The following is a 12,345-nucleotide window of genomic DNA, read 5'->3' as shown; positions in this document are numbered from 1 at the left end:
ATGCTATGAGTAGCACCACTGTCCTACCTGCAAACGTTGTTCATGAAGCGATCGATGAACGCCAGTTCGTTCGCGCCAAGATCCCTGCCCGCCTGACCCTGGCAGGCAACGGCATCAAGGAACTGGAGTGCGAGATCCAGGACATTTCCCTGGGCGGAATCGGCCTGCTGCTGGATCAGCCGCTGAAGATCGGCAGCCTGTTCAACGGCTCGATCAAGCTGAACCTGCACACGGTCGACCTGAACATCGATACCAAGCTGAAGATCGTCTCGCAGCGCGGCCGCGAAGTCGGCGCCGAGTTCGTCGAGCTCGACCGGCAGAAGCGCGACATCCTGCGCTACATCATCTCCGCCTACATGTCCGGCGACATCGCCGACATCAACGGCCTGTTCAACGTCATGCAGCGCGAGAACTACATCAAGGAGCGCAAGACCAAGCAGGCCAGCGCACGCACGCCCGCAGAGCGCCTGAAGGCGGCCCTCGGTTCGCTGCTGTTCTTCTGCGCCGGCGCCGCCGCAGTGACCCTGATCGTCTACAAGAGCTACCTGCTGTTCTTCCAGATGCCTGCCGCGCAAGCGGTCGTCGGTGCCAACGCCTACATCGTCAGCATGCCGGAGAACGGCAACCTGCGTTACCTGATCGGCGCCGAGCAGACCAGCGTCAGCACCGGGCAACCACTGGCCAGCGTCTCCACGCAACTGGCCAGCAGCCTCACCAGCCCCGCCGACATCGCCGCACTGGGCGACCTCAGCGAGCAGGATGTCGCCGCCCTGCTGGGTCGGGTCACGGTGGAAACGGTGATCGCCAGCCCGTGCAACTGCAGCCTCTACTTCCCTGCACCGCGCCTGGACGGCTTCGCCTACAAGCAGCAGGAGCTGGTCCATCTGCTGCCGCAGGACCAGCCACTGAACATCAAGGCCAGCGTTCCTTTCGAGCGCATGGACAAGCTCGAGCGGGTTCGTGCGGTGGAGATGCGTGTACTGGGCAGCAACGACACCTTCTCCGGCGAGATCGTTTCCAGTCGCGTGGACGACCAGCGGCAGATGGTCGAGCTGACCATCGAGCCGGATCACCCGCTGCCGCTCAGCGCCTATCAACTGCCGGCCGCCGTCGAGTTCAAGCTCGGCCTGCCCCTGCGCTGGACATTCTGAGGTCACCATGTCGCTCAGATCGCTCCTGTGCACCACTGCCCTGTCCCTGGCCATCGCCGGACCGGCGCAGGCGGCCCGCAGCCTCGAACAGATTCGCTACGCGCTGTTCCAGGACAACCTGGCGCCAGTGGAGGAGGACCTGCGTGCCCTGGCCGCCCGTGGCGACCTGGGCGCGACGCGACTGCTCGGCGAAGTGCTGGCAAGCCGCAGCCCGGCAAACACCGCACGCGCCATCGAACTGTTCAAGCAGGCCTTCGCCGAGGGCCGCGGCGATATCGGCGCACTGGTGCCACTGGCGCGCCTGGTGGACTACAAGCCGCGCTGGCAACAGGCCAACCGCGCCTACATGGAGCAGGCGCTGCAGCGTTTCAAGGCCGGGCGCGACTTCATCAGCGTCGACACCCGCCTGGAAGTGTTCCTGGTCTTTCCCGAGCTGTTCGACGCGGCACAAGTCACGCAGTTGATCGACCTCTATGACCGCGCCTGTCTGGTGTATTGCCACGCCCCGCTCTACCGCGCCGTCGCGGCGGCCCGTGCCGGTGACACCGAGTCTGCGGACAGATGGTTCCGCCTGGCGGTGGAAAGCGACCCGCGCGCCGTGTACCGCTACTACGATTTTCTCGGCGAGGCGCGCAACCAACGTTTCCGCGCGTTCGCCGAGCAACTGGCGCCGCGCATGGCCACCCTGCCGGTCGACCTGGTGCAGCGCATCGCCCAGCAACTGACCGAGGTGCGCAACGCCGAGATCAGCGCCTACAACAACAGCCGCCCGCTGTCGCGTGCGCAGACCGACGAGGAGAAACAGGCCCGCGAGCTGAAGGCCCAGGCGCACGCCAGCCTCATCGAACAGCTCGACCGCGAGGTGCTGCAGTGGCTGGACAACGCCATCGCCCGTGACTTCGGCCCGGCGATGGTGAGCAAGGCCAACTTCCTCATGACCGCCCCGGATCGCTACGGCCCGGAGCCGGTGGTGGACCTGGTCCAGCGCCTGGAACAGCGCCAGGGGCAGAACCTCAGCCTGAGCATGGCCGAGCGTGAGCAGCCCATCACCCCGCAACACATCAAGGCCCTGCGCGCCAGGCTGCACATGGTGCTGTGGCGCACCCTCGATCCGCACCTGAGCCAGCGCCTGATCGCCGAGCTGCAAGCCGAGCACTACCCCGAAGCCACGCTGCTCGAAGGCGACATGTACAACCAGGGCGTCCTGGACGAGCCCGATCAGGAACGGGCCCTGGCGCTGTACCTGCAGGAAGCCAGGGCCGGCTCGATCAACGCCCTGATGCGCATTGCCCGCCTCTACACCTATGGCCGCGCCATCTGCCGCGACAACGCCAAGGCCTACACCTTCGCCTTCGCCGCTCAGGAACTGGGCGATCAACGCGCAGCAGCGCTGACGCAGGCGCTGGGCTCCAGGCTGACGCCCGAGCAACGCACCGCCGCCACCCGTGATGGCAACCGTCTCATCGAGGAGTTCGCCCTGTGATCCGCCCCAACGCCCTGCGCTGCGCCGCCCTGGTGCTCGCTTGCCTGCCCCCGTTCCTGGCGCAGGCCGATGAGTTCGACAACCCGGCGGCCGAGGCCGACAGCCTGTCGCCCGAGCTCGAACCGGTCACCTCGCTGCTGACCCACAAGCTGTTCATGCGCACCGGCTATGGCCCCGACGAGACCCGCCTCGGCGAGGATCGCCGCACCTTCTTCAGCCTGCGCTACGAGCCCTCCTACCGCTGGTACTCGCCCGAGCAGCGCTGGGCCAGGTGGGAGCTCTTCGGTCGCCTGTGGCTCAACTACGACACCGACCCGAACGCCCTGCAGAACACCGAGGGCAGCGACGAGAACCTGAGCCGGCGCCGTCATGCCTACAGCGAGGCCCGCGAGTTCTACGCACGCCGCAACCTGCTCGGCGACGACCCGCGCTTCTCCGCCACCTTCGGCCGCCAGCGCTTCAGTGATCGCTTCGGCATCTGGTGGGACGACAGCATCGAAGCCCTGCGCCTGGACTACAACGACAGCTTCGCCAGCGGCTTCGTCGCCGTCGCCGAGAAGTTCTACTACTACAACTCCGACGACAATCGCCTCGACCCGCGCGACAAGAACATCCGCTACCTGATGGCCGAGTACGCCTGGCGCTGGCATGCCGATCACTGGATCGGCGCGCGCCTGCTGCACGAGGACGATCACTCGGGCAGCTCGGTGGATGATCGCCAGGACTTCGACGGCCTGCGCTACGGCATCTTCCTGCGCGGCGACACGCGCCAGCTGACCTCGCTGGTCAGCGACTACCAGCTGGAAGCCGTGCGGCTCGACGGCAAGCAGGACATCACCCAGGCCAACGGCCAGCGTGAGCGCAGCGACAAGCGCGGCTGGGCGCTGGTCGGCGATGTCGGCAAGCGTTTCGAGAGCCTGCCCTGGACCCCGCGCGTCGGCCTCAGCGCCGGTCTCACCGACCGCCCGGACGACAGCGGCAACGACGGCTTCAGCCTCAACCGCATCCAGTCGGACCGGCGCAACGACCCCTTCAGCTACAGCAGCCGCCTGGTCAGCAACCTGGTCAGCGTCAACCTGAGCAACCTGGCGTTCTATGGCATCAGCCTGGAAACCCAGCCGACCGACCGCAGCCAGCTGGACATGCGCCTGAGCGATCTGCGCCTGCGCAATGCCTCCGCGCAGCTGCCACTGCGCACCACCACCGACGGCCTGGTGCGCGACAGCGGGTCGTCGCACCTGGGCCAGGTGCTGGACATCAATCACTACTGGCGCATGTTCCCGCTGGCCTACGACGGCAAGCGCATCCAGCTCAACACCCTGACCAGCCTGAGCTACTTCAGGGCCGGTAGCGCACTGGAGATCGGCGACGACTACCAGGTGACGCTGGGCATCACCCTGACCTACTGACCGAGAGCAGCGCCAGCATGATCTTCGCCTCCAATGTCTTCCTGTTCCTGTTCCTGCCGGTCTTCCTGCTCTGCTATTACCTGGCCAGGGATCACTGGCGCTCCTACGTGATCGTGCTCGGCAGCTACCTGTTCTACGCCTGGTGGCGGCCCGACTTCCTGCTGTTGTTCGTCGCCATTTCCTACTGGAACTACTGGTTCGGCCTGCGCATCAAGGCACGAATCGATGCCGGCGAGAAGCAGATCGCCTTTCGCCTGCTGAGCGTCGGCGTGGTCGGCAACCTGGCCACCCTCGGCTACTTCAAGTACGCCAACTTCGGTGCCGACGTGCTGGTCGCGGTACTCGAGCCGCTGGGTATCAATACCTTCACCCTGGAACACATCATCCTGCCGCTGGGCATTTCCTTCTATGTGTTCCAGGCCCTGAGCTACATCGTCGACATCTACCGGCGCAACGCGGAGCCCACCGATCGCTTCGTCGATTTCGCCGCCTACATCGCCCTGTTCCCGCAGCTGATCGCCGGGCCGATCCTGCGCTACAGCCTGATCGACAAGCAGCTGAAGAACCGTAGTCACTCGCTGGAACTGTTTTCCCTGGGCGCCTGCCGCTTCATGCTCGGTTTCATCAAGAAGGTGCTGATCGCCGACTCCCTGGCGCCGATGAACACGCTGTTCATCGGCGGTGGCGAACTGCAGATGGCGGACGCCTGGTTCGGCCTGCTGGTCTCCGCGCTGCAGCTGTACTTCGACTTCTCCGGCTACAGCGACATGGCCATCGGCCTGGGCATGATGATGGGCTTCCGTTTCGCGGAGAACTTCAACCAACCCTACATCGCGCAGAGCATCACCGAGTTCTGGCAGCGCTGGCACATGACCCTGGCCGACTTCCTGCGCGACTACGTGTACATGCCGCTGGTGCGCAAGCGCCTGGTCGGCATGCTCGTCGGCCTGGTCATCACCATGATGCTGTCCGGCCTGTGGCACGGCCCCAGCTTCGCCTTCATCTTCTGGGGCCTGTTCTTCGGCATCGCCATGGTCATCGAGCGCCGGCTGGGCATCGCCACCAAGATCAACACGCCCTACAACTTCTGGCGCAACGCACGCTGCATGTTCGTCCTGGCGTCCTGCATGCCGTTGTTCTTCACCGGCGCCCTGCCCCACGCCCTGCAGATCTACAAGGCGCTGATCGGCCTCAACGGCTTCGGCTCGCTGGACCTCTACTGGTTCGGCACCTCGGCCATGACCATGACCTTCACCCTGATCGCCCTGCTGTGGATCGTCGTCGCCGGCTCGATCAACATCCGCTACTACGCCAGCGCCGGCCAGCAGGCGTACTTCATGCAGCACGTCAGCGGCGTCGGCATGCTCCTGCTGTGGCTCGGCTTCCTGCTGACGCTCACCCGCCTGGCGGCGAATTCCTTCTCCCCCTTCCTGTACTTCCAGTTCTGAGGTTGCCGACATGTTTCCGGTGATGAGTTCGGCCAGCAAGATCAACGGCATCCTGTTCTGCGTTCTGCTGTGCGGCATGTTTCTGTACTCGCTGCCTGCGGTGCTCGCGTTCTCCAGCACCCAGACCCAGGCCCTGTCGCTGTTTCTCGACGGCAAGCTGGTGCGCAAGTTCGAGCAGTTCTACGACAAGCGCCTGTTTCTGCGCGACCCGTCCGTGGAGCTGTGGGCGAACATCCAGCAGGCGATCTTCCGCGAAGGGGCCAGCGGCGTGGTGCTGGGCCGCGATGGCTGGCTGTTCACCAACCAGGAGTACCTGCTGCCCAGCGACCTGGAGCAGAACCTGGACAAGCAACTGGCGCTGATCGACAAGGTCCACGCGCAACTGGCGCAGCAGGGCAAGCAGCTGATCATGCTGCCGGTGCCGATGAAGCTCGACACCTACGCCGAGCACTCGAGCTACGCGCCGGCCGAGCGAATCAGCAGCCTCTACCAGCAGTTCAGCCAGCGCCTGGCCGAGCGCGGTATCGACACGGTCGACCTGCGCAGCGCGTACCAGGACGTCGCCGCCGCCGAGCCGCTGTTCCTGCGCAACGACACTCACTGGAGCCCGAAGGGGGCCGAGCTGGCGGCGCAGACCCTGGCCCGACAGTTCCCTCAGCTGCGCGGCGACACGCCCTACATCACCCAGGCCGCCGGCGAAAAGCAGATCACCGGTGACCTGCTCAACTACCTGAAATTCGACCCCAGGCTGGCGCCCAGCTACTTCGAACCGGTGTACATCCAGCTCCATGAAACCCTCAAGCACGACAGCGGCGGCCTCGGCGCCAGCCTGTTCGGCGACGAGGCCATTTCCCTGGCGCTGGTGGGCACCAGCTACACGCGTATCGACGATTGGAACTTCGCCGGCTTCCTCAAGCAGGCGCTGCAGCGCGACCTGGTGACCGTCGCCCTGGTAGCGCGCGGTCCATTCCAGTCCATGAACGAGTTCCTGGCCGGCCCTGCCGCCAGTGGCGACGAGGTGCAGACGGTGATCTGGGAGTTCCCCGTGCGCACCCTCCTCGCCCAACGCCAGATCCCTTCTCCCTGACATCTCCACCAGCCAGAGGTACCCCTATGCCCGCCCTCATTCTCCGCGTCATGACCCTGCTGCTGCTCGGCAGTGCTTGCGCCCAGGCCGCCCAGGACAGCAATGCCGACCTCTATGACCCGGTCGCCCCGGCCAACTCGGCCTTCGTGCGGGTACTGAACCTCAGCGACAGCAACGTCGAGGTCACGCTCAGCGGCAAGAACAAGCCCCAGTCCGTCACCGGTGGGCAATTCGGCGGCTACCGTTTCGTCACTCCCGGCGTGCAACGCATCACGGTTGCCGGCCAGGTGCTGGAGCGTGAACTCAAGGCCAATACCGCCAGCACGGTGCTCTATCGCGACGGCCAGCTGCAGCTGATCGCCGACCAGTTCGTCAACGAGCCGCGCAAGGCGCAGATCGCGTTCTACAACTTCACCGCCAAGCCGGCGGCACTGAAGACCCTCGACGGCCAGCATGTGGTGGTCGACATGATCGAACACGACCAGACCGGCAGCCGCATGGTCAACGAGCTGAAGATCGCCTTCGCCGCCTACGCCGGTGACGCCAGGCTGGTCGACTTCGACGAGCTGTTCCTGAAGAAGGGCCGCTCCTACAGCTACGCCCTGCTCCCGGCAGGCAGCGGCTTCCGCGCGATTACCCTGGCGAACAGCATCGACCCGACGGAATGACTCCCGACGGCCCGGCCAAACAAGTGAGCGGACGATGACCTGCAAACGCATGAAGCACCCTCTACTACTGGCGGTCGGCAGCCTGATCGCCGCCGGCGCTTGCGCCACGCCTGCCGCGGCACAGGCCGAGCAGGCCGAAGAGTGCCAGGACCTGCAATGCCTGATCTGCCCGCGCCTCAGCGCCCCCGAGGAATACGCCGAGGGCAACATGAAGGCGCTCAAGCAGATCGTGCCTGGTAAGGATCGCTGGCTGTTCCGTTCGGAAGTCGACCTGACCAATGACTTCGGCATTCCAGCGGCTGCGCAGCCGGAGTTCGCACGCCTGATGCAGGCCTTCGCCAGGCACGGCACGCAGGTCGCGGTAGCCGTGCAACCGACCCGAGGGCTGATGCACCGCGCCCAGCTGCTGCCCGGGCAGGCGCATGGTTTCGACTACCAGAAAGCCAGCGGCAGCCTGCGCCGGTTCCTGCAGCAGATGCGCGACGCCGGCGCCATCGTCCCCGACATCATGACCCTGGTGGAGAATCCGCCCAAGGACTTCTTCTTCCGCCGCGACCACCACTGGACCCCGGTAGGCGCAGAGGCCACTGCCCGCCTCACGGCCGAGGCCATTCGCCAGAGCCCGGTCTATGCGCAACTGCCGCGCAAGGGCTATGTCACCGAGCAGACCCTGACGCTGTACAAGGACGGCACGCTCAACCTTGGCCTGGCGGCGATCTGCGGCAACCACTTCGGCTACCAGTTCGTGCCCGGTTACCAGACCGTGCCGGAGAGCAACGACGCCGCACTGCTGTTCGAAGAACAGCCCGACCCCGAGGTGGTGCTGGTAGGGACCAGTAACTCCGCCGCCCGCGAGGATGAGACCAAGCAGTTCAACTTCGACGGATTCCTCAAGCAGTACCTGAGCACCGACCTGATCAACTACGCACTACCGGGCGCCGGCCAGGACGGCTCGCTGCTGGAATACCTGCAGTCGAGCAACTACTCGCCGGACAAGGCACCGAAACTGATCATCTGGGAGCTGCCGGCCAACTACCGGCTGGACGGTGAGCTGACCTACCGCCAGCTGATCCCCGCCGTGAACGGCGGCTGCAAGGCCAGCGACAGCGTGCTGCAGGCCCAGCTGGAACGACCGGGCATGGGTCTCAACGACCGCCTCGAGCTGCTCAGCAACACGGGGACGGCGCGTCAGAACCTCAAGGGCCGCGACGCCGTGCTCGACATCCGCATCAGCGATCCCAACATCAAGAACTTCTACATCATCACCTATTACGACAACGGCACCCGCGACAAGGTGTGGTTCCGCCGTGAAGCCATCGTCACGGGCGGGCAGTACTACCTCGAACTGAGCCGTGCGCCGGAATTCCGCGACGCCAACCTGCTGTCGGTGCTGCTCGAACCCACGCAGACCGTCGAGCAGCCCTTCAAGATCGAGACCAAGCTATGCCTGTGAGCACCCGCCTGACGGCCCTGCTGCTGCTCTGCGCCTCGCTGGGCGCCAACGCGGCCCAGTCGATCTGGGCGCCACAGTCGACGGCAGCGTCACGCCTGGTCGGCGACTATCGCCAGGAGCGCTGCCCGAAGACGCCGCCAGCCGCCTACACCGGCCACTTGCAGCTGGACAGCAAGTACGACCAGCGCGACCCCAGCAAGAGCCGCCTGGTCGCCCGGCAGAGCAAGGACACGCAGCGCATCCGCAAGCAGGTGCAGGGCTATATCGGTGGCCTGATCAAGGCCGCCCAGGTGTTCCAGCGCACGCAAAAGGCCAACGAGGCCAACATCGCCCTGGCCTGCCTGGACCAGTGGCTCGACGCCTGGGGCAGCCGCTCGGCCCTGCTCAGCGATGACGCCAGCAAGACCGGCGTGGCCTCGCGCAAGTGGGCCCTCGCCGCCATCGCCTCGACCCTGCTCAAGGTGCAGGCGCTGAGTGACCAGCGCTATCGGTTGAGCCCCGTGCAGACGCGCTGGCTGCAACAGCTGTCCGCCAAGGTGGTCGCCGAATACGAGCCTCGTCGCCACGACAGCGGCATCTACTTCAACAACCACGACTACTGGGCGGCGTGGGCCGTCGCTGCCACCGCCATGTTGCTCGATGACGACAAGGGCCTGGCCTGGGCAGACGTCGCCCTGCGCCGGGCGTTCAGCCAGCTCGCCCAAGGTAAGGGGGACTATGAGTACCTGCCACTGGAAGTCGCCAGAGGACGCCTGGCCGCCGACTACAGCCATTACGCGCTGGTGCCGTTGATGCTGCTGGTCGAGGCCTCGGAATTCAACGGTCGCCCGCTCAGCGAACAGGAGCGCAGCCAGCTCGCCGGCCTGGCCAACTTCGCCGCTCGCGCCGTGCTGGAGCCCGGGACCGTCGCCGAACTGAGCGAACGCCAGGCCGATGTCGGCCCGCACAAGATGGTCTGGCTGCTTCCGTTCCTCAACCGCTATCCGCAACACCAGTGGGGCCGCCGCCTGTACCAGGCACACGGCGAGGAGATCAACCACTACAGCCAGGTAGGCGGCGACCTCAAGCCGCTGTATCCCCGGCCCAACTGACCCAGGATTGTCGCCATGTCACAGGCTCTGACCCTTTCCCGCGCACTGCTGCTGATGACCTGCACCCTCAGCCTCGCGGCCCTCGGTGCACCAGCGGCCCTGCACACGCTCGACCCGCACTGGCAGCAGCAGCAACAGCAGTGCAGCAGCACGCAGATCATGCAGCGCAGTCAGCCTCCTGTACTCGACATGCAGGCCCCCGGAAAGCGCGGCAGCGTCACCCTGGAGCCCATGTACTCCGCGCAGGCCGGCAGCTGGCCGTTCGAGCCGTTCGTGCACAACGGCCTGTTCCGCGCCATCGCCAGCTACCAGGCGCAACACCCGCGTGCCGTGGTGATCCGTGGCGGCAGCATCACCCTGGAGCAACTGCGCACGCAGCTCAACGATGCCCGGGTCCTGGGCCGCCATGACGACGGCTACCTGCTCAGCTACCCGCTGATGATCGCCGACGATGCTGCACTGCTGATCGACGACCAGGTGCTCTACCTGTTCGGTCCATCCGGCACGGCACTGATCAACCAGGGGTTGCTGCGCGTGCAGAACTCACGGCTGCAGAGCTGGAGCGACGGCCGTGCCACGGACACCGACCGCCCCACCCGCCCCTTCATCATGAACTGGGCCGGCAGCCGCCTGCAGATCGAGACCTCGCAACTGGTCAGGATCGGCTACAACGCCAACCTCTCGCGCGGCGTCAGCAGTGGCCTCAGCCCGCACCAGTCGGCGAATCGCCCTCCGGCGCAGATCCTGATCGAGGGTAGTCGCTTCGAAGAAATGGCCAGCGCGCTGGAGCTGAATCACAGCCAGGCACTGGTGCGTGGCAACCAGTTCGTCAGGCAGCAGCAGTACGCCATCGACCTCGGCAACAGCCGCTTTCTGCTTGCCGACAACCGCATCGACGGGGTGAAGAACAACAGCGGCGTGCGCGTCAGCGGCAGCAGCAGCGGGCGCATCCAGAACAACCTCATCCTGCGCGCGGGCAAGAGTGCCATCGAAGTCAGTGCGCAGCACGGCGCCCTGCTGATACAGGGCAACCGCCTGGGTGCATCCCTGGGCTACGGCCTGATGCTGCGGCAGATCGGCGATGGTTCAGGGCTGCTGGTCCAGAACAACCTGATCGCCAACAGCAGGCTGAGTGCCATCGACGCAGCCGAACTGAGTGGCGCCCTGATCCTCGACAACCGCATCCATTCGACACCGGAATACGCCATCAGCCTGCGCAACGCCCAACCCAGCGCCGGCCGACTGGTCATCACCGGCAACCGCCTGGAAAGCATCGGCAAGGCCATGATCCGGGTAGAGGGCATGCAGGACACCATATTGGGCGACAACCACTTCAAGGCCACTCCGCTGCTGCAGAACCTGCTGACAGGCGACCTGCTGCCGCTGCAAAGCCAGATACTCGACAGCACCGTGCGCCGTCGCTGCCACCTGCAGATCTCGCAGTTCCAGGGCGCAGAGGCCGACCCGACTGACGCCCCGACCTGCAGCAACTAGCCGACGCGGACCGATCGACGGAACACCGCAGCTAACGATGCTCGACCTTCAACTGGCTGAAGGTCGCCGCTCCCGCATTGGTTTCATTGCCGTTGTTGTCGAGGGTGTAGACCCCCGCCTTGAAGTACAACGCATGGCTTGCCCATGCCTTGTTCAAGCTGCGACTCCAGGTCTTCACCGCTCCGCCCGGCTCGACCAGGCCAATGCTCAGCGTGCCGTTCTTCGCCAGGTGAATTTCATAGCTGAAGTCCTGATCCAGCCTCACCTTGCTCGACAACACGATCTTCAACGAATCGGCGTCGGCAGGATGCCCGCGAAACGCGATCACCACGTTGCCGTAACCCGTCTGCGGCACATACTGGTAACCCAGCATCAAGGGCGGTGAAGTGCCCTGCTTGGAGTGAATCTGCGAGAACGCCAGCATGCCGCTGGCAGGCACCTGAGTGATTCTGGCGGTCGCGCTCAGTACATCGGTCGCAGCAGTGTAGGACCAGTTCCGCAGCGTGCCATCGGCATAGGTTTCCCTCAGTTCGCTGCGCGGGTACACCGAGTTGCTGGTGGTAGAGCCATTGGCCGGCGCCCAGAAGAAAATCCGCCCGTCGCGGGACTGAAAGTAGTCATCCTGATACCCGCCGACCAGGAGAGGCGTATCGATGACAGTCGCAGGCACGCCTACGGGAATGGTGAGGTTCCAGGTGGCAAGATCGATCATGACTGAACTCCATGGATAAAACGGCCAACGCAGGCCTACTCAGTCCCGCCAGACCGCCGCCCCACTAGAACGCGAGCACGACCTCCGACTTGCAACCGAGCTTATCGCCGGGTTCAGCGGTGATTAACGACCACTCATCATGATTTTGGCGCTGCTTTTTTGACTAACGACGCGAGCCGGTTGAACACCCCGCCCTTTGCCTCATCGCATAACGATTCCTTTGCCGGGAGACAGCGTCGAGCCTTCACAGGATCGACCTTTTCCACTCCCCGAGAGGATGCAAGGAATGTGAGCGAGTCGAAGGTTTACCGACGCCAAAGGTGCCGGCACGCCTCGTCGAAACGCCAAA

10 protein-coding genes are annotated in these 12,345 nt (G+C 65.0%); 9 read left to right on the top strand and 1 reads right to left on the bottom strand.

Annotated features, from left to right (window positions below):
- Positions 1–5 precede the first annotated feature (5 nt).
- From EPK82_RS00590 to EPK82_RS00550, 9 genes are read left to right on the top strand one after another with little or no spacing between them, the layout of a single operon-like run.
- On the top strand, positions 6–1,151 hold the full coding sequence (locus tag EPK82_RS00590) for a PilZ domain-containing protein (RefSeq protein ID WP_037055632.1): 1,146 nt from the start codon (positions 6–8) through the stop codon (positions 1,149–1,151).
- 7 nt (positions 1,152–1,158) lie between these two features.
- The gene (locus EPK82_RS00585; RefSeq protein WP_134675487.1) at positions 1,159–2,634 is read left to right on the top strand and encodes an SEL1-like repeat protein; all 1,476 of its coding nucleotides are present in this window, start codon (positions 1,159–1,161) and stop codon (positions 2,632–2,634) included.
- Positions 2,631–4,043 (top strand): alginate export family protein, encoded by a 1,413-nt coding sequence (locus EPK82_RS00580; protein ID WP_134675486.1) that lies wholly within the window; start codon positions 2,631–2,633, stop codon positions 4,041–4,043. The genes EPK82_RS00585 and EPK82_RS00580 overlap by 4 nt, the downstream gene beginning before the upstream one ends.
- 17 nt (positions 4,044–4,060) lie before the next feature.
- Positions 4,061–5,491: an MBOAT family O-acyltransferase gene (locus tag EPK82_RS00575; protein ID WP_134675485.1), complete on the top strand. Its 1,431-nt coding sequence runs from the start codon at positions 4,061–4,063 to the stop codon at positions 5,489–5,491.
- Positions 5,492–5,501: 10 nt separating this feature from the next.
- Positions 5,502–6,578: an alginate O-acetyltransferase gene (locus EPK82_RS00570; protein ID WP_134675484.1), complete on the top strand. Its 1,077-nt coding sequence runs from the start codon at positions 5,502–5,504 to the stop codon at positions 6,576–6,578.
- Positions 6,579–6,604: 26 nt separating this feature from the next.
- Positions 6,605–7,246, top strand: coding sequence for an alginate O-acetyltransferase AlgF (locus EPK82_RS00565; protein ID WP_134675483.1), 642 nt, complete (start codon positions 6,605–6,607; stop codon positions 7,244–7,246).
- Positions 7,247–7,295: 49 nt separating this feature from the next.
- Positions 7,296–8,699, top strand: coding sequence for an alginate O-acetyltransferase AlgX-related protein (locus tag EPK82_RS00560; protein ID WP_134675482.1), 1,404 nt, complete (start codon positions 7,296–7,298; stop codon positions 8,697–8,699).
- A complete protein-coding gene (locus EPK82_RS00555; protein ID WP_134675481.1) occupies positions 8,690–9,790 on the top strand; it encodes a polysaccharide lyase in 1,101 nt (366 codons plus the stop codon). Before EPK82_RS00560 ends, EPK82_RS00555 begins: the two co-directional genes overlap by 10 nt.
- A 15-nt stretch (positions 9,791–9,805) precedes the next feature.
- Positions 9,806–11,284: a right-handed parallel beta-helix repeat-containing protein gene (locus EPK82_RS00550; protein WP_134675480.1), complete on the top strand. Its 1,479-nt coding sequence runs from the start codon at positions 9,806–9,808 to the stop codon at positions 11,282–11,284.
- 31 nt (positions 11,285–11,315) lie between these two features.
- On the opposite strand, the gene EPK82_RS00545 is transcribed toward EPK82_RS00550, so the two are convergent.
- Positions 11,316–11,996 carry a polysaccharide lyase family 7 protein gene (locus EPK82_RS00545; protein ID WP_134675479.1) on the bottom strand — a complete coding sequence of 227 codons (681 nt, stop codon included), beginning with the start codon at positions 11,994–11,996 and terminating at the stop codon, positions 11,316–11,318.
- Positions 11,997–12,345: the final 349 nt, after the last annotated feature.

Source organism: Ectopseudomonas khazarica, assembly GCF_004521985.1.
Classification (GTDB): Bacteria; Pseudomonadota; Gammaproteobacteria; order Pseudomonadales; family Pseudomonadaceae; genus Aquipseudomonas; species Aquipseudomonas khazarica.
This window is presented reverse-complemented; position numbering and strand designations above follow the sequence as displayed.

Bases quoted from the DNA above. Each gene is read 5' to 3' on its own strand.
- EPK82_RS00560 (WP_134675482.1), top strand. From the start codon at position 7,296: ATGAAGCACCCTCTACTACTGGCGGTCGGCAGCCTGATCGCCGCCGGC.
- EPK82_RS00590 (WP_037055632.1), top strand. From the start codon at position 6: ATGAGTAGCACCACTGTCCTACCTGCAAACGTTGTTCATGAAGCGATC.
- EPK82_RS00545 (WP_134675479.1), bottom strand. From the start codon at position 11,996: ATGATCGATCTTGCCACCTGGAACCTCACCATTCCCGTAGGCGTGCCT.
- EPK82_RS00550 (WP_134675480.1), top strand. From the start codon at position 9,806: ATGTCACAGGCTCTGACCCTTTCCCGCGCACTGCTGCTGATGACCTGC.
- EPK82_RS00585 (WP_134675487.1), top strand. From the start codon at position 1,159: ATGTCGCTCAGATCGCTCCTGTGCACCACTGCCCTGTCCCTGGCCATC.
- EPK82_RS00570 (WP_134675484.1), top strand. From the start codon at position 5,502: ATGTTTCCGGTGATGAGTTCGGCCAGCAAGATCAACGGCATCCTGTTC.
- EPK82_RS00575 (WP_134675485.1), top strand. From the start codon at position 4,061: ATGATCTTCGCCTCCAATGTCTTCCTGTTCCTGTTCCTGCCGGTCTTC.
- EPK82_RS00565 (WP_134675483.1), top strand. From the start codon at position 6,605: ATGCCCGCCCTCATTCTCCGCGTCATGACCCTGCTGCTGCTCGGCAGT.
- EPK82_RS00555 (WP_134675481.1), top strand. From the start codon at position 8,690: ATGCCTGTGAGCACCCGCCTGACGGCCCTGCTGCTGCTCTGCGCCTCG.